General features: G+C 47.0%; 22 protein-coding genes. 15 read left to right on the top strand and 7 right to left on the bottom strand.

The window, feature by feature from the left end:
• Nucleotides 1-199: 199 nt before the first annotated feature.
• The 4 genes from COW15_RS11460 (at nucleotide 200) to COW15_RS11445 (ending at nucleotide 3,659) form a co-directional block, all read left to right on the top strand.
• Nucleotides 200-670, top strand: coding sequence for a dual specificity protein phosphatase family protein (locus COW15_RS11460; protein WP_293632692.1), 471 nt, complete (start codon nucleotides 200-202; stop codon nucleotides 668-670).
• 159 nt (nucleotides 671-829) lie between these two features.
• Complete coding sequence (locus COW15_RS11455) at nucleotides 830-1,729, top strand: chemotaxis protein CheV (protein ID WP_293632691.1); 900 nt, start codon at nucleotides 830-832, stop codon at nucleotides 1,727-1,729.
• Nucleotides 1,730-1,890: 161 nt separating this feature from the next.
• Complete coding sequence (gene sstT / locus COW15_RS11450) at nucleotides 1,891-3,117, top strand: serine/threonine transporter SstT (protein WP_293632690.1); 1,227 nt, start codon at nucleotides 1,891-1,893, stop codon at nucleotides 3,115-3,117.
• Nucleotides 3,118-3,194: 77 nt separating this feature from the next.
• Complete coding sequence (locus tag COW15_RS11445; RefSeq protein ID WP_293632689.1) at nucleotides 3,195-3,659, top strand: CIA30 family protein; 465 nt, start codon at nucleotides 3,195-3,197, stop codon at nucleotides 3,657-3,659.
• Here COW15_RS11445 and COW15_RS11440 read toward each other — a convergent pair.
• Nucleotides 3,633-5,018, bottom strand: a complete 1,386-nt coding sequence (locus tag COW15_RS11440) for a Gfo/Idh/MocA family oxidoreductase (protein WP_293632688.1) — start codon at nucleotides 5,016-5,018, stop codon at nucleotides 3,633-3,635. The genes COW15_RS11445 and COW15_RS11440 overlap by 27 nt on opposite strands.
• Before the next feature lie 556 nt (nucleotides 5,019-5,574).
• Here COW15_RS11440 and COW15_RS11435 point away from each other — a divergent pair.
• Complete coding sequence (locus tag COW15_RS11435; protein ID WP_293632687.1) at nucleotides 5,575-6,042, top strand: DUF3617 domain-containing protein; 468 nt, start codon at nucleotides 5,575-5,577, stop codon at nucleotides 6,040-6,042.
• A 381-nt stretch (nucleotides 6,043-6,423) separates the two neighbouring features.
• Entirely contained in the window at nucleotides 6,424-6,858 is a 435-nt protein-coding gene (locus COW15_RS11430; RefSeq protein ID WP_293632686.1) for a hypothetical protein, read from the top strand.
• A 56-nt stretch (nucleotides 6,859-6,914) separates the two neighbouring features.
• Here the strand turns inward: COW15_RS11430 and COW15_RS11425 are convergent, their stop codons facing one another.
• The 3 genes from COW15_RS11425 to COW15_RS11415 form a co-directional block, all read right to left on the bottom strand.
• On the bottom strand, nucleotides 6,915-7,586 hold the full coding sequence (locus COW15_RS11425; protein WP_293632698.1) for an RluA family pseudouridine synthase: 672 nt from the start codon (nucleotides 7,584-7,586) through the stop codon (nucleotides 6,915-6,917).
• 84 nt (nucleotides 7,587-7,670) lie between these two features.
• Nucleotides 7,671-8,207: a protein disulfide oxidoreductase gene (locus COW15_RS11420; protein WP_293632697.1), complete on the bottom strand. Its 537-nt coding sequence runs from the start codon at nucleotides 8,205-8,207 to the stop codon at nucleotides 7,671-7,673.
• Nucleotides 8,208-8,365: 158 nt separating this feature from the next.
• Nucleotides 8,366-8,992, bottom strand: a complete 627-nt coding sequence (locus COW15_RS11415) for an acyl carrier protein phosphodiesterase (RefSeq protein WP_293632685.1) — start codon at nucleotides 8,990-8,992, stop codon at nucleotides 8,366-8,368.
• 201 nt (nucleotides 8,993-9,193) lie between these two features.
• On the opposite strand from COW15_RS11415, the gene COW15_RS11410 reads away from it, so the two are divergent.
• From COW15_RS11410 to COW15_RS11370, 9 genes are all read left to right on the top strand, one after another.
• Nucleotides 9,194-9,400 (top strand): hypothetical protein, encoded by a 207-nt coding sequence (locus tag COW15_RS11410; protein ID WP_293632684.1) that lies wholly within the window; start codon nucleotides 9,194-9,196, stop codon nucleotides 9,398-9,400.
• 64 nt (nucleotides 9,401-9,464) lie between these two features.
• Nucleotides 9,465-10,502: a tRNA preQ1(34) S-adenosylmethionine ribosyltransferase-isomerase QueA gene (gene queA, locus COW15_RS11405; RefSeq protein ID WP_293632683.1), complete on the top strand. Its 1,038-nt coding sequence runs from the start codon at nucleotides 9,465-9,467 to the stop codon at nucleotides 10,500-10,502.
• A 160-nt stretch (nucleotides 10,503-10,662) separates the two neighbouring features.
• A complete protein-coding gene (gene tgt / locus COW15_RS11400; protein ID WP_293632682.1) occupies nucleotides 10,663-11,787 on the top strand; it encodes a tRNA guanosine(34) transglycosylase Tgt in 1,125 nt (374 codons plus the stop codon).
• Between the two features lie 26 nt (nucleotides 11,788-11,813).
• Complete coding sequence (gene yajC, locus COW15_RS11395; protein WP_007649452.1) at nucleotides 11,814-12,146, top strand: preprotein translocase subunit YajC; 333 nt, start codon at nucleotides 11,814-11,816, stop codon at nucleotides 12,144-12,146.
• A 38-nt stretch (nucleotides 12,147-12,184) separates the two neighbouring features.
• The gene (gene secD / locus COW15_RS11390) at nucleotides 12,185-14,035 is read left to right on the top strand and encodes a protein translocase subunit SecD (protein WP_293632681.1); all 1,851 of its coding nucleotides are present in this window, start codon (nucleotides 12,185-12,187) and stop codon (nucleotides 14,033-14,035) included.
• 12 nt (nucleotides 14,036-14,047) lie between these two features.
• Complete coding sequence (secF, locus tag COW15_RS11385) at nucleotides 14,048-14,995, top strand: protein translocase subunit SecF (protein WP_293632680.1); 948 nt, start codon at nucleotides 14,048-14,050, stop codon at nucleotides 14,993-14,995.
• Nucleotides 14,996-15,230: 235 nt separating this feature from the next.
• Nucleotides 15,231-15,548: a DUF2007 domain-containing protein gene (locus COW15_RS11380; RefSeq protein WP_293632679.1), complete on the top strand. Its 318-nt coding sequence runs from the start codon at nucleotides 15,231-15,233 to the stop codon at nucleotides 15,546-15,548.
• Nucleotides 15,549-15,590: 42 nt separating this feature from the next.
• Nucleotides 15,591-16,502 carry a bifunctional precorrin-2 dehydrogenase/sirohydrochlorin ferrochelatase gene (locus COW15_RS11375; protein WP_293632678.1) on the top strand — a complete coding sequence of 304 codons (912 nt, stop codon included), beginning with the start codon at nucleotides 15,591-15,593 and terminating at the stop codon, nucleotides 16,500-16,502.
• A gap of 83 nt (nucleotides 16,503-16,585) precedes the next feature.
• Nucleotides 16,586-17,131 carry a YaeQ family protein gene (locus COW15_RS11370; protein ID WP_293632677.1) on the top strand — a complete coding sequence of 182 codons (546 nt, stop codon included), beginning with the start codon at nucleotides 16,586-16,588 and terminating at the stop codon, nucleotides 17,129-17,131.
• Nucleotides 17,132-17,187: 56 nt separating this feature from the next.
• On the opposite strand, the gene COW15_RS11365 is transcribed toward COW15_RS11370, so the two are convergent.
• The 3 genes from COW15_RS11365 to COW15_RS11355 form a co-directional block, all read right to left on the bottom strand.
• The gene (locus tag COW15_RS11365; protein ID WP_293632676.1) at nucleotides 17,188-19,632 is read right to left on the bottom strand and encodes a S8 family serine peptidase; all 2,445 of its coding nucleotides are present in this window, start codon (nucleotides 19,630-19,632) and stop codon (nucleotides 17,188-17,190) included.
• 733 nt (nucleotides 19,633-20,365) lie between these two features.
• Nucleotides 20,366-20,779: a rhodanese-like domain-containing protein gene (locus COW15_RS11360; protein ID WP_293632675.1), complete on the bottom strand. Its 414-nt coding sequence runs from the start codon at nucleotides 20,777-20,779 to the stop codon at nucleotides 20,366-20,368.
• Between the two features lie 19 nt (nucleotides 20,780-20,798).
• Nucleotides 20,799-21,011: a DUF2892 domain-containing protein gene (locus COW15_RS11355; RefSeq protein ID WP_293632674.1), complete on the bottom strand. Its 213-nt coding sequence runs from the start codon at nucleotides 21,009-21,011 to the stop codon at nucleotides 20,799-20,801.
• Nucleotides 21,012-21,028 lie beyond the last annotated feature (17 nt).

Here is a 21,028-nt window from a genome sequence, read left to right as displayed (position 1 = left end):
GGCCGATGCTGACATGCCGACCGAGCTGTTAGCGCAAGGCAAACCCGCCGCTAAGCCCGAAGGTACGGGTAAAAAAAAACGTAAACAGTTACCGACTGCCAATGTTGAATTTTGGGGCAAAAAGTCTTAAGTCGTTGGGCACGAGCTATGCTTAGTTTATTCTTATGCCCCAAGTTATCCCACTGGTGGGGGGAGCAGTATGCAGCATTTATTTTGGTTAGTTGAAGGTAAGATTGCTGGCCGCAGTGGCCCAAATAAAGATCCTTGGGATTTAGCCGAGTTGAAGTCGGCTGGTATTGGTGCGGTACTGTCGGTTAATGGTGGGGAAGGGTGTGAGCCCGGCACGTTTAAGCACCATGGCCTAAGGTATGAGTGTATTCCTTTCTCGAGAAATGTTCCGCCACAGGAGGGGGATGTGACTATCTGTGTCGCTCAACTTCCTAAGGCATTGAGTTTTATTCGCCAATGTGAGGCGGAGAATATTCCGGTCGTTATCCATTGCCGCTCGGGTAAGGATCGCACTGGACTCATTATGGCCTATTACCTGATGGTGAATGGTGCCGCGCCACTGCATGCGGTGAGCCAAGTGCGCAGTATCCGTGATATTGCTTTTACGGCCGAAGGTTGGGATCAATTTGCCTTCGATGTGTTGTACGCATTACAAGACTAAACCTTTTTAGGCGACTCAGCGTCAAACCTATTCAGTAAGAGGCATATTCATTAATAGGCATACATAATAGTTTCATTCGTTTGACCTTAGTCATCAAATTTTTAGTGTGTTAAGGTTAAGCTATCCGTAGGTTGGTTTTAGTGAGTTATCTATCTAATTATGAAGAGTAAAGCCAGTCAGTCGCAGGGACTATTATTATTCCGGTTATCACAGAAACAGGTCTTCGCCTTAGGCACGCTTAAGGTGCGTGAATTAGTGCCCTATACACCGCTGAGTAAAATCCCCCAATCCCATCCGACCATTCTTGGCGCGGCGACGATCCGTGGCCATACCATTCCCGTGATCGATATGGCTGCGGCCATTGGCTATCGTCCGATAACGGATGAGGAGCGTGAACATTGCTATATCATCATTACCGATTGCCAGCGCATGATTATTGGCTTTCTCGTGCGTGGCATAGATAAAATCATTGAGTGTAATTGGCGCGATATTGAAGCGCCTTCTGCCAACTTAGGCAAAAATGCCTTCTTAACTGGGGTGACGCGTTTTGAGGATCAGTTGGTGCAACTACTCGATGTGGAGTTATTGCTATCGAAAATCTTCCCCGATAATCCACAGGCCAATCGCGCGATTTTGACCGATGTGCAACGTGAAAAACTCAAACCGATGAATATTCTGCTGGTGGATGATTCTAAGGTTGCCCGTAAGCAGTTATCCGACGCCTTAGATACCATTAATATTCCTTACTTTGTCACCGCCGATGGTAAAGAGGCTCTGGCCATGATGGAGCAGGCTGCGGCCGAGCATCATCCTATCGATATTTTAGTGAGCGATATCGAAATGCCTGGGCTCGATGGTTACGAGTTGGCATTTGAAGTGCGCGATAATCCGCAAACGGCGAATGCTTATATTATTCTGCATACTTCACTTTCCAGTGAGATCAGCGTCAGCCAGGCCCATCAAGTGGGCGCTAATGAAGCGCTGACTAAGTTTGATGCCCATGAGCTTATCGATGCCATGTTGCGTGGTGCCGATCTGGCGGCAAAAAAGTCTAAGTAAATTATTTTGTCTGTTTTTTGTGGGATGAGGGGATAAAGTTTGCTTATTTTCCTGCAAAACTAGACAAGTTCCATCACATCCTATAAAAACCTTATTGGCCTCAGATCCGAAGGCGTGGGTTGGGAACACTCGACCGAAATATAATAACGATAGGTTAAGTAATGAAACAAGAATCATCATTTCTAGCTAAGTTGGCTAATGGCAGCTTAGTTTTGCAAATTCTCGTGGGGATAGTGGCAGGTATTATCTTAGCCAGCTTTTCACAGGACTGGGCTAAGCAAGTTGCATTTTTAGGCAGTTTATTTGTGGGTGCGTTAAAGGCAATAGCACCTATTCTGGTGTTCATCCTAGTGGCATCTTCCATTGCCAATCAAAAGAAAAATACGCAAACCAATATGCGTCCAATCGTCGTGCTCTATTTATTGGGGACTTTTGCCGCCGCACTCACCGCCGTTATTCTCAGTAGCATTTTCCCCACCAATTTAGTCTTAGTGGCGGGTGTTGAAGGCACCAGTCCACCACAGGGCATTGGTGAGGTGATCAATACCTTGCTTTTTAAGTTGGTGGATAACCCTGTGAATGCGTTAATGACGGGTAACTACATCGGCATTTTGGCATGGGGGGTGGGTTTAGGACTCGCACTGCACCATGCGAGTGATTCGACCAAGCAAGTATTTGCCGATGTGAGCCATGGTATTTCACAAATGGTACGTTTTATCATTCGTTTAGCGCCTATCGGTATTTTTGGTCTAGTGGCGGCGACATTTGCCGAAACAGGCTTTGCCGCCATTGCGGGTTATGCCCAGTTACTGGCGGTATTATTGGGAGCCATGGCGATTATTGCGCTCATAGTTAACCCACTGATAGTGTACGTGAAAATCAAACGTAATCCCTATCCGTTGGTACTACGTTGTCTGCGAGAAAGCGGTGTAACGGCCTTTTTTACCCGCTCGAGTGCCGCCAATATCCCGGTCAATATGGCGCTGTGTGAGAAGTTAAAGCTGCATGAAGACACTTATTCAGTTTCCATTCCCTTAGGTGCTACCATCAATATGGGCGGCGCGGCGATCACTATTACCGTGCTGACCCTAGCGGCGGCGCACACCTTAGGTATTCAAGTCGACTTGCTGACGGCATTACTATTAAGCGTGGTTGCAGCCATTTCAGCCTGTGGTGCGTCCGGCGTCGCGGGTGGTTCATTACTGCTGATCCCGCTGGCCTGTAGCCTGTTTGGTATTTCGAATGATGTGGCCATGCAAGTGGTTGCCGTCGGCTTTATTATCGGTGTTATCCAAGATGCGGCTGAAACCGCATTGAATAGCTCTACGGACGTGATTTTTACCGCCGCCGCTTGTGAAGCTGCTGAAAACAAAGCTAAACTTGGATAAAGTGTGCTGTTGTTAGTGTAAACAGAAAGCATCATAGGAGCAGCCACTTAGGTGGCTGCTTTTTTATGGAAGTCATTATGATCCTTTTTGATTTTAACGCGTTAGATGCGGCAAAGCCTTGGTATGGTGTTAACGACACTGTGATGGGCGGTTTATCCCGCAGTAAGCTCACCATTTCCCCCTTAGGTTATGGTGTCTTTAGTGGCCATGTGTCCTTGGCTAATGGTGGTGGGTTTGCCTCGGTGCGCGCGGAGTTTAACGCTGTGGATGTGAGCGCGTTCACCGGGATTTACCTTGAACTCGATGGTGGCCGAACTAAAGACTATAAAGTGAATTTAAAGGATGTGGATACTCCGCAGAGCACGGTTTATCAGGCTCCCATGCCTGCACCGAGTCACCAAGCTTTTGGGGTTAATGGCACGAGTGCGTTGCACTGGCAGCGTATTGAAATTCCCTTCAGTGACTTTCTGCCCCAATGCCGCGGTAAACCCAGTACCCGTGTGGCATTTGTGATATCAGGACTGAATGCCAACTATGCCTAAAGGAGCGGCATGTTGCCAAGCGCCGCGGGTAAAGTCGGGGAAGTTGACTGAATTACTGCGATTATTCAGCGATTGCTCGCTTAAAATATTCACCACGGACCAAGACGCACCATCGTACACATCCTGATCTAAAGCCTCGCCATTGCGTAGACAATAAATCATGCGCCATAGCATCACAAAGTCCATACCGCCGTGGCCGCCGTTGATTTCAGCCTCTTTGCCTATGCGCTGCCACAGTGGATGGTCATATTTGTCGTACCACTTTTGCATATCCATATCCCACTCGTGATAGCTTTTTCCAAAGCCACCATTTTCGATGGCGATACGATTGGGAAAACCGGCAAACACACCATTGGTGCCTTGGATCAGGTTATGACGACTGTAAGGTCTTGGGGTGGTGGTATCATGCTGCACCATGATGGTCCGACCCTTAACGGTCTTTATCAGACTGGTATTGATATCCCCATTAATGTACTTGAGCTGATTACGCTCATGATTGGCGGGAAATTCACGTTTAGCATAGAGCGCACGGCCAAGGGCGGGGGAACTCATCGAGGTTAAGTAATCGAATCTGTCACCGCGGTTGATGTTCATATACTGGGCGACGGGTCCTAAACCGTGGGTCGGATACAAATTACCGTTGCGTTTAGTGTGCCAGTAAGTGCGCCATGAACCTGTCTTATGGTCTATTTCCTTCATTTGCCAGCGCAATTCATGGATATAAGCGGCTTCTCCGTGGAGCAGCTCACCAAATACGCCTTGGCGTACCATGTTGAGTACCATCAGTTCTTCACGGCCGTAGTTGACGTTTTCCATCATCATGCAGTTTTTCTGGGTGCGCTCGGCGGTATCGACAACTTGCCAGCATTCTTCCACTGTCAGTGCCAGTGGTACTTCTACAAAGGCGTGTTTACCGCTCTCCATGGCGTCTATCGCCATTGGAGCATGCCATTCCCATGGGGTTGAAATAATCACAATATCGATATCATCGCGGTTTAATAATTCGCGATAGCTCAGATCGTTACCGGTATAGACAGCCGGTTTTGGCCGATTTTGCTTAAGAATATGATTAACGGCTCTGTCCAGCACCGCAGGGTGAGTATCACAAATGGCTTTGAGTTCCACGCCCTCTAAATGACAGAATTGCTCGACATGGCTAAAACCCCGCTCGCCGACACCGATAAAGCCGACTCTAACCACGTCCATCTTGGGTGCTATGAGTCCGATAACAGATTTACCCGCCTGCGGTTTAGGGGCAACACTACTGGCATTGACATTGAGGGCAATATTGGCGGTGACAAGTCCTGCGGTGACGGCACCAGCGGCTTTAAGGAAATTGCGACGGTGAATATTATGCATAGGCTTCCTGCTTTATTTTGTAGGGATATTAAAATATCACTTGGTCTTATTTGTGGGGTAAGTCACTTATGGGTTATATCAGAAACCCCATTTAAATTGGCAATAAAAGATGTAACAAGCTCCTATAAGTCAATTTGGTATAAAACGCACAACATTATTAGCTTGATATAAAACTTAAAAAAACAATGAGTTGAGTTGTTTTTGTTGCGGATTCATCAATATATTCAAACCAAACCAAACTAAAAAGCGAAAGCTGGCAATATGTGGAACATATTCATACCAAAGGATGACATGTTCTGTGGCTTGTTTGTGGGCAACTGGAATGATGGTTTAAGCTTGTCACCTGAAATCATGCTGGCACTTGGTCAACGTAGAATTGTTTTAAATTTAGATGTTTATAGTGGGTCGGACGATTAAGTGGATGTCGGCCCTAAAAAATGTTAACGCCAGCAAAAGTGCTGGCTGCGACGTCAACCCGCTGCGCGGCTTTCCGTGCTAAATTTGGGCGTTAGGCACTAAAACCTTGCTTGTTTTTCATTAATTAAAGGAATAATAAATGACCCACCTAATTACTAAAGTGATGTTCACTGGACTCATAGTGGCATCAACTCATCTTCACGCTGAAAACTATGACTTCAAACCGGGTTTATGGGAAACCACTTGGAAATCCGAAATAGTAGAAATAGACGCACCTCCTGAAATGGAGAAAATGTTGCGGAGCATGGCCAATAGGTCTGATTACACGGAAACTGAATGCATAAATGATATCGCCTCTACAGTTAATTTAGAGTCTGAAGAAAATGAAGGTGAAGAATGTCAAACAAACAGCAATCGGATCAGTGCTAACAAGATGGTGTTTGAAACATCATGCACTAGCCCTGATGGTGCAACTAAAACAGTGGGTGAAATGCATTTCAATGGGAAAACGTCCACTTCTAAGCTTGAAGTGACACGCTCGGAAGAGTCAATGAAAATCAAGTCGAAACTCGTTGGCAATGGAAAATATATTGGCGCTTGTGACTAAGTGCCATACAAGTTCTTCAACTTGACGCATAACGGTTAACAAGGATGTTATGAGGGCGGTTAGTTATATAGTGGGGATTAACTGAACTTTTGCAGACATTCCAGTTGATATGTCTGGCTGCCGCTCTCATTGTATCGACGTTTAAACCGAGCGGTTTTTTATTCAACTCGCTAGATAAGTCTTTTAGCTGCCTTTACTTTAGCGATAAGTAAATAGTGATAAAGATCGCGTTTTTATTTTCCGATTGAGCTACACTGCCGATTAATTGGCCTAGGGGATTTATCTTTTATATTTTAAATATTTAGCAAACTTTAATTAACTAAAAAGTTACATTTTGGGTTGGTTGAGGGGAATTTGCTGCTCAGGGGAGTAAAGCGTTAAATGGGTTCTATGCTTAATGTACTACCACAACTGACTTTCACTTTAGGTGATTGGGTATTGCATAAGGATATCAGGATGTCTGGGATTGAAAAACGCCGTCGCCTTCATTGGCGGGAGACAGATATGCAAAATCGTGAAATTATAGGTCGTTGGTTAGATGAGCGTCCTCTATTGGGGGATAAGATCACTTTATATAAAGAAGACGGAACGTATTTTTTAGAAACCTGGTTTAGCGATGGTTGCCATAGTTTAGATGAAGTCCGTATGACTGATCTGCCCGAAGGTCGCAAAGTCGAAGATGTGGGCGGCAATTTCTTTGGTGAATACTTTCTGGTGACTCCCTCGTTGCAACTACAATTTTGTAATGAACAGGGCTGCTACTTTCAAGTCGATAAAGTAATGGCTGACATCGATTTTAATCAGCGCGTTGCTTAAAGCCTGTGCTCGCCAAGGGGCCGCATTAACGAGGCCCCTTAGGTTTATACAATGACTTATTCACTAAAAGGATGTTTGCTGTAAAAGCACATGGCTTTGCCAGAGTAGGGATGGCTAAAACATAAACCTTGGGCGTGTAGGCATAACCGTGGCTTAGCGCCGATAACCTCTGCATTGCCGTAAAATTCATCCCCTAAAATAGGATACCCAAGGGCAAGCATATGCACACGTAACTGATGGGTGCGGCCTGTTTCCGGCGAAAGCTCGACTAAGGTGCTGTTTTGCCTGCGTTCCAACACTCGATAATGGGTGATAGCGCTCTTGCCGCCCGTTTCTCCCGCCTGCAGTGTCTTTTGATAGGGTGGATGCTCAGTGTCTGGCGCAATCGCGAGGTCAATCATGCCCTGTTGCTGCGGCACATGTCCCATCACTTCGGCAATATAGATTTTCTTGCTCTGCCTATCTTGAAACTGGGTCTTTAAATGGGATTCGGCTTTTTTATTACGGGCGAACACCATAATGCCCGAGGTCGCGCAGTCGAGCCGATGCACTAAAATCGTTTCTGGATAAAGGGTTTGTAGGCGTGTCAATGCGCAATCATAGGTGTGGGCCGCGATCCCCGGATTAGACAATAAACCCGAGGGTTTATTGATAATAACCAGGTCTCTATCTTTATAGCGGATGTCTAGCCAAGGCACTGCCGGGGGTTGGTAATCAAATATCTGCATCTTGTCCTCATCTTTGCGCGCTAATACTAGCAAAATATCAGTCACTAAGCAGTAGATTCTCTATCTAGCGATACCGTGGTTGTATTAAAACTGTGCCAACCACAATCTGAATTTCATGCCCCAGGTAGACGTGACTCCAGAGGTAACATAACGAATGTTACCTTGAGTATCGATAATATAAATGGCGGGAAACGCCATTGCACCCCAGTTGGCACTTTGTTCGCCACTGTCATCGTTAAACACCGGGAAGTGATATTGATGTTCGTTCATATAGATCTGAATATCGCTATCGCTGCCAGAAGCGGCTGCGACTGAAATCACCCGATGATCTTGACTGATGGTCTCAACCATAGGGGAGGTGACGCGGCACACAGGGCACCAGGTTCCCCAGAAATACACTAAAGTGGGCTCAGTCTTGGTGGTATTGAGTGCAAGATGACTACCATCAATGGCGATGCCGCTGAGTGCTGGGGCTTGACCTGTGACCATATCCCGTTGCAAATAGAGGCTGACGCCATAGAGTACCAGCGCCATGATGGCGAGATCCCTAAACTGTTTGAGCCAAAATTTAGGGCTTTGAAGCTTTTGTCTCCAACCTTGGGGATGAGATCGCTTGGCCATTGGGTTTGCAGGCGTCACTAGAGTATTATCCTAGGTTTTTATACGTTATCGCAAAGCGGTTAGTTTAAGCCCTTAAGCTTAAAAAAGGATTGATAACGGAGTTAAGTCATTTGGCTAGAGCATTGAGCTAAATTATTTCAGTACATTAGTCGGGTAACTTATTCTGCTAACTCATTTGGTAAATAGTTACTCGGAGTTTTGCGGCTCCAAATACGGGTATACGCCATCAATTGAGGATAGAAGGTGCGAAATGCAGTTTCTGTCTCAATCTGCATCTTGGCTAAAATCTTATCCGCCCCTTTAAACAAGGCGCTTTGTGGATGATTCTTTGCCCTTTGTGCTAATGCCTGTTGTATGCCTTTAGGTGTAGCATAGCCGTTTAACCAATCCTCGCGGCGCATATCGGCAATTAGGCTAAGGAGTGGCTGTGGATGATATTCATCGGTTTGTGCGGAAAATTGGGCCAGCTCTTCATAGGCTTTCTGGCTAAACTCGGGCAGAGGCAGGTGATGATATTCTTCCCAGTAGTAGGCTAAATAATGATCGAAGCTTACGTACATCAGATCCGCTGCTATGCTTGTTAACTGGGGAGGAAATAGTGCCATGAGTTCTTGAGTCAGCTCATGGGTAGTGCAGAGTTGGTTAATTTCTTGGTTTAACCATAAGCCCTGACGCAATGGCACGGGTGCGTTGGCTATCGGTGCGGTGATATAGTTACCCGCGAGATTAGCGGCGAGATGGGTTCTGCTAATATCGGCGAGATGTAAGTGTGTAAGAAAGTTCATTTTTTGTGCTTGGTTAATCGCGTCTGCTCACGGTATCATGTGCAGGCGCGCTTAGGAAAGTGCAACAGGCAAAAATGCCGTGCTTTTTTCTTTTTAGCGAGCACATTTTTAGCCAGATAGCTGAGTATTCCAATGTGGACACTGGAATGGAGTGGCTTGTTAATCTGGTATCAAATCAATAACCTTTTAGGATCATGGACGATGTGGAACTGGTTCATCAAAATGCTCGGTAAAGACGAGCGTTCCAAGCGCAAGAAAGTGTTTATCGATATCCCCTATGAACAACACCGTTTTAGTTTGGATGATTTTGCTCGTAATCGACCTAAGTTCGATACCGACGATACATTAGAACTGACGGACTTAGATGAATTGGATCCGGTGCAAGAAGTGCATCTGGATAACAAGTAATCTTGATCTTATTGGCCTCTAACCATAGACTAGCCGCCGTTCTAAGCTATGTAGAGGCCAATCCATGCGTGTTGCAGACTTTTCCTTCGATCTTCCCGATGAGCTGATCGCTCGTTATCCTATGGCGCAGCGTAATGCGTCACGTCTGTTAACCTTAGATGGCAATACTGGTGCGCTCGCTGACAAACAGTTTACCGATCTGCTGGGAATGATAAATCCCGGCGATTTAATGGTGTTTAACAACACCCGAGTGATCCCTGCGCGGATGTTTGGCCAAAAGGCCAGTGGCGGCAAGCTGGAAATTTTGGTCGAGCGCATGCTCGATGATAAACGTATCCTCGCCCATGTTCGCAGCTCTAAATCTCCTAAGGTGGATTCGTTAATTCTGCTCGACGGTGGCTATCAAATGAAGATGGTCGCCCGTCACGATACCTTGTTTGAACTTGTATTGTTATCCGAACTCACCATTTTAGAAGTGCTCGAAGCGGTAGGGCATATGCCACTGCCGCCTTATATCGACCGCCCCGATGAGGATGCTGATAAAGAGCGTTATCAAACTGTCTATAACCAAAACCCAGGCGCAGTAGCGGCGCCAACGGCGGGGTTACATTTTGACGATGCCATGCTCGAAGCATTAAAAGCCAAGGGCGTGAATATTGCCTTTGTGACTTTGCATGTGGGCGCGGGCACGTTTCAGCCGGTGCGTGTCGATACCATTCTTGAGCACAAGATGCACTCCGAGTGGGCCAATGTGCCGCAGGATGTGGTGGACTTAATCACCCAAACCAAAGCGGCGGGCAAACGTGTGGTGGCCGTGGGCACGACCTCTGTGCGCTCCTTAGAGAGTGCGGCCCGCGCAAGCCAAGGTGAACTTAAAGCCTTTAGCGGCGATACCGATATCTTTATCTACCCCGGTTACCAATTCCAAGTGGTCGATGCCATGGTGACTAACTTTCATCTACCTGAATCGACGCTGATCATGCTGGTCAGTGCCTTTGCGGGTTTTGATCATGTTATGGCGGCTTATCGACATGCTATCACGGAAAAATATCGCTTCTTTAGCTATGGCGATGCTATGTTTGTGACGAAAAAAGCTCACTAGAGCAAGATTTTGTTTTAAAATGGCCGCCCAAATTGAGTTGGTGCGGCATTTTTTATATCTAAAGGTTGAACCTTTTAGCGCTGTCCCCATCTCTATTGTTAATCAAAATGGCATTAGCCATTACAAATGTAGTCAGACTGTTTATCTGGCGAGGTGAAATATGAAGTTTGAATTAGATACTACCGACGGCCGAGCGCGCCGGGGCCGATTGATTTTTGACCGTGGCACAGTAGAAACCCCCGCATTTATGCCCGTGGGAACCTACGGCACAGTTAAAGGGATGACGCCGGAAGAAGTACGTGCCACTGGTGCGGATATTTTACTCGGTAACACTTTCCATTTATGGTTACGCCCTGGCGAAGAAATCATGCGCAAGCATGGTGACCTGCACGACTTTATGAACTGGCAGCGCCCTATTCTGACCGATTCGGGTGGTTTCCAAGTGTTCAGTTTGGGGGATATTCGTAAGATCACCGAAGAAGGTGTGCATTTCCGTTCACCGATCAACGGCGAGAAAATCTTCTTAGATCCTGAAAAATCAATGCAAATTCAAGATGCATTGGGCAGTGATGTGGTGATGATTTTTGATGAATGTACCCCATATCCCGCGACCGAAGATGAAGCGCGCAAGTCCATGCAGATGTCGCTGCGCTGGGCTAAACGTTCCCGTGACGAGTTTGATCGCCTAGAAAATCCGAATTCTTTATTTGGCATTATCCAGGGTGGTGTGTATGAAGATTTACGCGACGAAAGCTTAAAAGGCTTAGTCGAGATTGGTTTCGACGGTTACGCCGTCGGTGGTTTGGCCGTAGGAGAGCCAAAGGAAGATATGCACCGCATTCTTGAGCATATCTGTCCACAAATTCCTGCGGACAAGCCTCGCTATCTGATGGGGGTCGGTAAGCCAGAGGATCTCGTTGAGGGTGTGCGCCGCGGTATCGACATGTTTGACTGTGTGATGCCAACCCGTAACGCCCGCAACGGTCACCTGTTTACCAGTGAAGGTGTGATTAAGATCCGCAATGCGCGGCACCGTGATGACACTTCACCGCTCGATCCTAAGTGTGATTGTTATACCTGTAAAAACTATTCACGGGCATACCTTTACCATTTAGATCGTTGTAATGAGATTCTGGGTGCGCGTTTAAACACCATTCACAACTTGAGATACTATCAAATGTTAATGGAAGGTTTGCGCGGTGCGATTGAGACGGGTACATTAGACGCCTTTGTGAAGGACTTCTATACCAGTCAAGGTCGTGAAGTACCAGAGTTAGTCGATTGATTTTTTGCTAATAAGAAGAGAAAACTATGTTTATTTCAAATGCATATGCAAGCGCAGCTGGAGCACCCCAGGGTGGCGGCACCATGGAATTGATTTTTATGCTGGCGATTTTCGGCCTGATTTTCTATTTCATGATTTTCCGTCCGCAATCAAAACGCGTTAAAGAGCACAAAAACCTAATGTCATCATTAGGGAAAGGCGATGAAGTGCTGACCAGTGGCGGGATTTTAGGCAAGATTGCAAAAATCAGCGACGAAAGCGATTACGTGTTACTGAGCTTAAACGACACAACGCAAATCACGATCAAAAAAGACTATATTGCAGCTGTATTGCCTAAGGGCTCTATTCAGTCGCTGTAAGTCAGTATTTAGTCTTTGTAAGCCAAGGGAGCTCAGGCGTGTTAAATAAATACCCAATGTGGAAAAACATTATGGTGGTGCTCGTCATCGCCATAGGTTGTTTCTATGCCGTACCGAACCTGTTTGGTGAAGATCATGCGGTGCAAGTGGTGGCGACTCGAGGTGCTGAAGTCACAGCATCTACCCAAGCCAGAGTGAACGAGCTGTTAGCCAGTAAGGGCATTGCGGTAAAGCGCTCTGAGCTTGAAAAAGGTCAATTGTTGGTCCGTGTGCAAAATGCGGATCAACAATTACTGGCAAAAGAAGTGATTGCCGAAAATTTAGGTGACAAGTTTACCGTGGCGCTCAACTTAGCACCAGCGACACCTAAGTGGCTCGAATCCATGGGCGGCAGTCCAATGAAACTCGGCCTCGACCTTCGCGGCGGTGTGCATTTCCTGATGGAAGTGGACATGGGCGAAGCCATCCGCAAGATGGAAGAAGCTAAAATTGCCGATTTTCGGGCGCAATTACGCGAAGAAAAAATTCGTTATGCCGGTATTCGCAGCAACGCTAATGGTATCGAGGTTAAGTTCCGTGATGCTGAAAGTCTAGCGAGTGCCGAGCGTTTCCTTAAATCCCGCAGCAACGATATGGTATTCAGTGATGCGAGCCGTGGCGAAGATTTCGCCCTGCAGGCCGTGATGAGTGAAACCTATCTTAAGCAGATTAAAGAAGAAGCGCTGCAGCAAAACATTACCACTATCCGTAACCGTGTTAACGAGTTAGGAGTAGCCGAGCCTGTAGTGCAACGTCAAGGCGCCGAGCGCATTATCGTTGAGCTGCCAGGTGTGCAAGATACGGCCCGTGCTAAGGAGATCTTAGGGGCTACCGCATCGATTGAATTCCACATGGTGGATGACAAGGCCGATCCTAATGCGGCGCAATCGGGGCGAGTATCTGCTGGTTCTGAAGTGTACCAACGCCGTGAAGGTGGCACTGTGATATTGAAGAAAGAAGTGATGTTGACCGGTGACCATATCACTGGTGCGCAACCTAGCTTTGATCAATATAGCCGTCCACAGGTGAGCATTAACCTCGATGCGAAAGGCGGTACCATTTTCTCTAACGTGACTAAGGACAATATCGGTAAACCGATGGCGACCTTATTTATCGAATATAAAGACAGTGGTGAGCGCAATGCCGATGGCAGCGTTAAGATGCAGAAAATCCAAGAAGTGATTTCTGTCGCGACCATTCAAGCCCGTTTAGGCCGTAACTTTGTGATCACCGGCTTAAGCCACGGTGAAGCACAAAACCTTGCGCTATTACTGCGTGCTGGTGCCCTGATTGCGCCTGTTTCGATTGTGGAAGAACGTACCATAGGTCCAAGCTTAGGTGCTGAAAACATCGAGAACGGTGTGCAAGCGATGATCTGGGGTATGGCGGTTGTCTTACTCTTTATGCTGGTTTACTACCGAGGTTTTGGCCTTATTGCCAATATCGCACTGACTGCAAACTTAGTCATGGTGGTCGGCGTGATGTCTATGATCCCTGGTGCCGTGTTAACCCTGCCCGGTATTGCCGGTATGGTGTTGACTGTAGGTATGGCGGTTGACGGTAACGTGCTGATTTATGAACGTATTCGTGAAGAGTTACGTGCGGGTCGCAGTGTGCAGCAAGCTATCCATGAAGGTTATGGTAATGCATTCTCCACCATCGCCGATGCGAACATTACCACTTTCCTCACGGCGCTTATTCTGTTTGCCGTAGGTACTGGGGCAGTTAAAGGCTTCGCGGTGACCTTGATGATAGGTATTGCAACGTCTATGTTTACCGCCATCGTGGGTACTCGCTCAATCGTTAACGCGATTTGGGGTGGTAAGCGCGTGAAGACGCTGTCTATCTAAGGGGAAGCGATAATGTTAGAAATTTTATCTTTAAAAAATACGGTTAACTTCCTCCGCCATGCGCTGCCCATCAGCATCATGTCTGCCGTGTTAGTGCTGGGTTCGCTGGTGTCTATGGCGACTAAAGGCATTAACTGGGGGCTCGATTTCACTGGCGGAACTGTCGTTGAGATGGAGTTCACTCAGCCGGTTGATTTAAATGTGCTGCGTGTGCAACTGACGACGCCAGAGTTAGATGGCGCCGTGGTGCAAAACTTCGGTTCGAGCCGTGATGTATTAGTGCGTCTATCCGTTAAAGAAGGCGTGAAGAGTGATGTGCAGGTTAAATCTGTGATGGAAGCCGCACAGAAAGTTGACCCACAAGTCCAGCAGAAGCGTGTTGAGTTCGTTGGTCCACAAGTGGGTAAAGAGCTGGCAGAGCAGGGCGGTTTAGCGGTATTGGTCGCGCTTATCTGTATCATGATCTACGTGTCATTCCGTTTTGAATGGCGTTTAGCATTCGGTTCTGTGGCGGCACTGGCCCACGACGTGATCGTGACTTTGGGCGTGTTTTCGGTATTCCAATTGGAATTCGACTTGACCGTTCTGGCGGGTCTATTGACGGTTGTGGGTTACTCACTCAACGATACTATCGTGGTATTTGACCGTATCCGTGAAAACTTCCTTAAGATGCGTAAAAGCGACCCTGAAGAAGTAGTTAACGTGTCCATTACTCAAACCATGAGCCGTACCATTATTACAACGGGTACCACCTTAGTGGTGGTGATCGCCTTGTTCCTTAAGGGCGGCACTATGATCCATGGCTTTGCGACTGCATTGCTGATGGGGATTTTTGTCGGTACTTATTCTTCTATCTATGTGGCGAGCTTCCTGGCCATTAAACTGGGTATCAATCGTGAACATATGATGCCAGTTGAGATTGAAAAAGAAGGCGCAGACCAACCTGCTATGATGCCTTAACGGTGACATTAGCGTTAAAGAGCCACCGATGAGGTGGCTTTTTTTTGTCACCATTTTGAGCTAAATCTAACATTCTGCTAGCAAACTCACAAAGTTATAGTCAGTTATGCTGTAAAAGTGGAATGTTAATTAAATTAACAACTGGTCTAAAAATCAGCGCTCGACAGGCTCGGCTATTTAGCAGTAGGATGTCGGCACCCCCATATTCTAGAGAGTTGTAGCCGTAGGATGTCGCATGGAAGAACGTAAGAGTTTAATCGCTGGTGGTAATTTATTACAGGCCCATACATGGAAAGGGTTGTTAGAAGCCTGTGGTATTCATGTCGAGTTACGTGGTGAGGCATTATTAGGTGGTGTGGGGGAATTGCCCGCCGATCTGCACAATGTGGAATTATGGGTCGGTGAATCACAATTTGCTAAAGCGCAGGCACAGCTAAGTGCATTGGATGTGGCCAGTCCCCAGTGGCAATGTGTACAATGCCATGAACTTAACGAGGGTAATTTTGAGTTATGCTGGCAATGCAGTTCAGAGCGCAGCGAGAGTCATAACTAAGCCCAGTTCGTTATTTATCAAGCCGGATTTAGGATCCCATTAATGCAATATTTCCCCCTGTTTATCGATACCGTTAATCTCAATGTGTTGCTCGTTGGGGCGGGTGATATCGCAAGTCGTAAGTTAGCACTATTGACTCGAACCGAGGCGAATATCCATGTGATCGCGCCACATGTGAGTGCACAAGTTCAACATTATGCCGATGCGGGCCGCATTTTGTTATCCGTGCGGGAAGTGGCCCACGCCGATATTCAAAATTATGATCTGGTGTATCTCGCCACGGCAAACGATGACCTCAATGCCGAGTTGGCGACCCTAGCCACCGCGCGGGGGATTTGGGTGAATGCGGTCGATAATCCGGCCCTTTGCCGCTTTATCACCCCCTCGATTGTCGATCGTGGCCGTTTAGTGGTGGCGATCAGCACCGCGGGGGCTGCGCCAGTATTTGCCCGCACTATCCGCTCACGTTTAGAAGCCAGCCTGCCGCAATCACTGACACCTTTATTCGACTTTGTCGCCGATAGGCGTGTCGAAGTGCAACAGAGGCTCGAGTCTATTGCAACACGGCGCCTATTTTGGGAACGTTTTTTCGATACCAATGGCGACCGTTTCGATAGCTGTACCTTAGATCATTACCAGAATGCCTTTGATAATCTAGTCAGTCGCGGTGAAATCCTGTTGCTGGAGGATTCAACCCAAGTGGATTTATTGCCACTTGCGGCTATGCCGTTATTGCAGCGTCTCGATTGGATTTATAGTCAGGATAAATTGAGCACAGCACTCACTGAACTGGTGCGCCGGGATGCGAATCGTGCTGAATTACCTGCGCTGAGCGAAATAAGCCATGAATATGAGCTGGGTACAAGAATGCTTATTGTTGCAGATACCCAGAAAATTAATCAGCTAAAGGCGCACTTCCCGGTGGCGAAGCATTTGCGTCCCGGTGCGATTTAGTCGTTCTCAATCGACTTTGTTTGAGCTAGCGGCGAGTCTTAGGTAGACTCGCCGTTATTTTTTATCGTTAATTAGGATTTACTATGGCCCTCAAAGCGACCGTATTTAAGGTCAACCTTCAGATCGCCGATATGGACCGTGGTTATTACCAGGATCATCAATTGACACTGGCCCAGCATCCATCGGAAACCGATGGCCGCATGATGGTGCGTTTACTCGCTTTTATTATCAATGCCAGCGCGACCTTAGCATTTAGTAAAGGCCTGTGCGTCGATGATGAGCCTGAGCTATGGGACAAGGCCTTATCCGGTGAAATTGACCTTTGGGTTGAGTTTGGCCAAGCCGATGAAAAATGGCTTAGAAAAGCCAGTGGCCGGGCCAAAGCGGTACAACTCTTCACCTATGGTGGTCGTAGTGTGCCTATTTGGTGGAAGCAGAATCAGCAAGCATTAGAGCGCTATCAAAATCTTAAGGTGTGGAATATCACCGAAGAGTCGGTATCCGCAATGGAGGCGCTGGTCAGCCGCACTATGGCACTGCAGGTGTCTATCAGTGAAGGGCAAATCTGGCTTTCGGATAATAACAACAGCGTGTTAGTTGAACCCGAAATTCTCAAAGATATTGAATAACGTTTCCTATAAAAAAAGAGCCTGCAATGGCAGGCTCTGGTCTTTTCAGTGAAAGATTATTGGAATTTCAGTTCCCAGCTATCGATATAGCCTACATCACTGCTTGCACTGTCGATGGCTTTTAACATCCATACACCGCTTGATTCAACACCAGTCATATCAACGGTATAGCTCTTGTTGATATTGTCAGCACTGCCACCGCTATTGCTGTGGAGCGTGGTGATTTGACCCGTTGGGCTGACTAACTGCACTTTTAAGTCACCGATATAAGGGTGAACTATGTTCACTACCGCAGTCACAGTACCAGAATCACCGCTGCGAGTGACGGTAATAGGGCTAGTGATCCCAGCTGTTTTGTTGTCAGGGATATTGTAGTTATCAGTATTGCTATAGCTTGATGGTTCCGTTGGAGGTGTACCACCGCCAGTTGATGCCGTGTAACTTGCCGTCAACGATACACCAGAGAAGGCTGAATAGCCTTTCAACATGGCATAGTAAGTGCCTGATTGTACGTTGGTGATTGGGCAAGACTCACTATTGCCACCTTTATAAGGACGGCAATCGTAGTTCGAGGTTGTTGGTGCTGCACCATATTGCACATACAAGTCCGCATCACCTGTGCCGCCGTTCATCACAAAGCCTAAGTTTGTCGCACCCTGTGGCACGTCAAAGGAGAAGTGTAATTCTTCACTCGCGCCGCCAGTTAAGCCCGTTTTAGCGACACCGTTAACCAGCACACCGTCGGTAGGTGTAGGGTCGACAGGATCGGTTGGACCATCACAAGAGGCATCTAAGAAGGTTTTCGCGGCCACTGCGTTGACTAAACCGTAACCATAGTAATTGTCACGACCCGCAGTACCGAGATCTTCTGCAGTCATTTTCAATGCGTTACGAACCTGCGCCGCACTACATTCTGGGTGATAGCTCCACACTAAGGTTGCAACACCTGATACGTGTGGCGTTGCCATTGAAGTGCCGTTGTAGTACTCGTAATCTTTATTACCTTGGTTGCTAACCGTCACGGTTGCACCCAGTTGATTACGCAGTGCCAAACCTGTTGCGCGATCTACTGACACTGAAACCATGTTGATTTCATTGTTTGCATCGACAAGGAAGGGGTTTTGTAAGCCAGGTAATGCCACGTTACTGTAAACGATTGCTGCGCTCGCGCCAGCACTCTTACAGGCTTTAGCCGCATTGATTTCAGGGTAACTTGTGCCTTGATTACCCACACGTTCGACTAAACAGATTTTGTTAGTCATGTTGCCGCAGTTGAAGGTCGAACCGCTGACGCTACATTCGGCGAGTGTGGCCGTCGCTGTACCATTGTAAGGCGCAGGCACATAGTTGCCGCCCGATGAAATCAGACGATTATGTGGTACTACACCTGAATCAAAGTAAGACTGGCCACCGATAGTGATATCTGCCAAACGGCCTTCACCACGGGTCACAGTCGACAGAATCGCTTCACCTGGGCCAGAGACTTCCACTTGGTTGGTATATTGGGAGAAAGCTGAGTGGTCTTTATGGTTATCCACTGAGGCGACAGACATAACGCCATCGTAGGATGCAGGGTAGCTGTGAGTGCTGTCACCCGCGTTACCCGCAGCGGCAATTAAGAGTACGCCATTATTATAGTGGGCAGCCAGAGCGTTACGCTCAGTCGTGCTTGACCCCGAACCGCCTAGACTCATAGTGACAACGTTAGCGCCGTTGGCAACGCAAGTATCTACCGCGGCCACTAAGGATGAAGAGTAACCCCAGCCTGATTCGTTAAACACTTTCACCACATGAATATTGGCATTTTGATTCGGCATGACGCCGATCACGCCGTCATTGTTGGCGATCGCCGCAATCGTGCCCGCAACGTGGGTACCGTGGGCGTTGTTGTTGCCAGGCTCAAACCAATTGCCAGTGCCTGAGTTATTGGTGCCCGTGACATTGTTGCCACCTAATTCGCTGTGACCACGGTCGTAGCCAGAATCGATAATACAAATCGTGCGATTGCCCGCTTGGCTATCGCTTAATTGGGTTGCACCGACAAAGGTTTGGCCCCAAGGCGTGCTTTCACTCAGTAAGTGACGCGGCATGTCTTCTTCAACATATTCCACATCGGCACGGGACTTTAGCGCTTTGATACCCTTGGCATCGAGTTTAACCGAGTAACTGTTACTGCGGCCAATACGCTTCATTTCTTTTGCTTGAGCTTTATTGAGTACACTATGTTGCGCACTGATCTCTGCCACTTGTGGTTGATAGTTCATCGAGGTGGAGAGGGCATTTGCTTGAGCATCATTGGTCGCTTGCAGATTGTCAGCAGACATCACTGCCGCACCGGCATTTTTAAATTTAACTATGTAGCGTTTTGGCAGGGGAGAGGTTTGTGCTTGCATCGCTGCAGCAAAACCGGGCGCCTGCGGCGCTGCTTGTACTCCGGCTGAGATTGCAATAGCTAAGCTTGATAGGCTTAACGCTATTTTTGTGGTTCTGTTGATTGTCATGTATTTCTTCCATGGTCAATTTAGTGTTAATCATTATTATTTTGTATTTTTAAAGAATAACTACGACTTAGGTGTTACTCGGTTAGTGAATTTATCTTTGGTTGATGGTGTTGTAAATTAATTGTTAACGGTACGGTGATTGGTAACGACTCGTTATTTTTAAGCAGCAAAATAGAATAAAAATTCAATATGTAACAAACTGTAACGATTTTTTGGCTGAAATGATGTTTTTTTATGTGGAAAAAATGAATAAGGTAAAGCGAATTTACCGAGATTGTTAATACCAAAGGCTGAATTTTGTTTTTCTATCTTACTGAAATAAATATATATATTTTTTTGGAATTTAAAATAATGATTTATAATATTAAATCCTAAGTATCGCAGTGAATTTTTCTCAAGTGATTGATTATGCGAAATTGTTGCAAAGTATTGTCAATGGGGTGGCAGTTGCCAATTGGTTGACGATATTTAACCACTGACGATAAGCCTCTGGCACAAATTGCTGAGATATTCCTTGAATAAGAGGAGAATATTGCCGTGTATAAGGTGCGGCGTGATTGATAAGGAGGTGGCAGAGTCTATCTCGAATTTTGCATAACTTAGGCAATAGAAAAGCGCCATAGGGCGCTTTTGCGGGTAAAACTGAATTAATCGGGCGGGGCTTAAAGTGCGAAGTGATTTACACCGACTCTTCACGTCCCGCACCCCAGCCCAAACCAGAGTTCATTCCTTCTTACTTAGCGGGCGTTTTTTGCGCCTCGACTAAGGTCTGATAGCCGCCAGCATTATAGGTTTGGGTATACCCAGCGGCGACTAGGGCTTCTATTGCCATGCTGCTGCGGCGACCACTGCGGCAATACAAGACGACGGGCGCATCTTTGGCTATGCCACGCTTGGCAAATTCCTCTGCGACTTGTTCGAAGGGGATATTCACCGCATTGGCTAAATGACCTTCGGCAAATTCTTCGGGCGTTCTGACATCGACCACCATAGCGCCGGCGGCAATTTTATCCCAGGCGATTGCAGAGTCTTGATCGGCGGCATTTGCCATCGTTGGCACTAGCAGTGGCATGAGTACCAGTGATAGCAGGCAAAATAGGGCAAGGCGCAGCACACTTTGACTGCGTAACAGTATATTGTGGATCACTTTATCTCTCCTTGAAGAACTAACTTTGTTTTGCAATCTCAGCTTCTGATTTTACCCCCAATTTACGTAACACCATGGCGGCGGGGCAGAAGCCTGTGAATGCGCTCTGGAATAGGTTAGCGCCAACAAAGGCCGTTAACCAGACAAAGTTATGGTGTACTAAGGCGGTTAATACCAAAGACAGTAACACCATAAATCCTGCAAAAGCCATAATACTGCGTTCTAAAGACATACCTTGCTCCTTGAGGC

It is taken from the genome of Shewanella sp. CG12_big_fil_rev_8_21_14_0_65_47_15, assembly GCF_002783505.1.
In the GTDB taxonomy this organism is placed as follows: Bacteria; Pseudomonadota; Gammaproteobacteria; order Enterobacterales; family Shewanellaceae; genus Shewanella.
The sequence above is the reverse complement of the archived record's forward strand: the minus strand, read 5'-3'. Positions and strand labels throughout refer to the sequence as shown.

Coding starts and splice junctions, on each gene's coding strand:
- COW15_RS11420 (WP_293632697.1), bottom strand. CDS start 8,207: ATGGCCAAGCGATCTCATCCCCAAGGTTGGAGACAAAAGCTTCAAAGC.
- COW15_RS11410 (WP_293632684.1), top strand. CDS start 9,194: ATGTGGAACTGGTTCATCAAAATGCTCGGTAAAGACGAGCGTTCCAAG.
- queA (WP_293632683.1), top strand. CDS start 9,465: ATGCGTGTTGCAGACTTTTCCTTCGATCTTCCCGATGAGCTGATCGCT.
- secF (WP_293632680.1), top strand. CDS start 14,048: ATGTTAGAAATTTTATCTTTAAAAAATACGGTTAACTTCCTCCGCCAT.
- tgt (WP_293632682.1), top strand. CDS start 10,663: ATGAAGTTTGAATTAGATACTACCGACGGCCGAGCGCGCCGGGGCCGA.
- COW15_RS11370 (WP_293632677.1), top strand. CDS start 16,586: ATGGCCCTCAAAGCGACCGTATTTAAGGTCAACCTTCAGATCGCCGAT.
- COW15_RS11445 (WP_293632689.1), top strand. CDS start 3,195: ATGATCCTTTTTGATTTTAACGCGTTAGATGCGGCAAAGCCTTGGTAT.
- COW15_RS11415 (WP_293632685.1), bottom strand. CDS start 8,992: ATGAACTTTCTTACACACTTACATCTCGCCGATATTAGCAGAACCCAT.
- COW15_RS11375 (WP_293632678.1), top strand. CDS start 15,591: ATGCAATATTTCCCCCTGTTTATCGATACCGTTAATCTCAATGTGTTG.
- sstT (WP_293632690.1), top strand. CDS start 1,891: ATGAAACAAGAATCATCATTTCTAGCTAAGTTGGCTAATGGCAGCTTA.
- COW15_RS11430 (WP_293632686.1), top strand. CDS start 6,424: ATGGGTTCTATGCTTAATGTACTACCACAACTGACTTTCACTTTAGGT.
- COW15_RS11460 (WP_293632692.1), top strand. CDS start 200: ATGCAGCATTTATTTTGGTTAGTTGAAGGTAAGATTGCTGGCCGCAGT.
- COW15_RS11355 (WP_293632674.1), bottom strand. CDS start 21,011: ATGTCTTTAGAACGCAGTATTATGGCTTTTGCAGGATTTATGGTGTTA.
- COW15_RS11365 (WP_293632676.1), bottom strand. CDS start 19,632: ATGACAATCAACAGAACCACAAAAATAGCGTTAAGCCTATCAAGCTTA.
- COW15_RS11380 (WP_293632679.1), top strand. CDS start 15,231: ATGGAAGAACGTAAGAGTTTAATCGCTGGTGGTAATTTATTACAGGCC.
- COW15_RS11455 (WP_293632691.1), top strand. CDS start 830: ATGAAGAGTAAAGCCAGTCAGTCGCAGGGACTATTATTATTCCGGTTA.
- yajC (WP_007649452.1), top strand. CDS start 11,814: ATGTTTATTTCAAATGCATATGCAAGCGCAGCTGGAGCACCCCAGGGT.
- COW15_RS11425 (WP_293632698.1), bottom strand. CDS start 7,586: ATGCAGATATTTGATTACCAACCCCCGGCAGTGCCTTGGCTAGACATC.
- COW15_RS11435 (WP_293632687.1), top strand. CDS start 5,575: ATGACCCACCTAATTACTAAAGTGATGTTCACTGGACTCATAGTGGCA.
- COW15_RS11440 (WP_293632688.1), bottom strand. CDS start 5,018: ATGCATAATATTCACCGTCGCAATTTCCTTAAAGCCGCTGGTGCCGTC.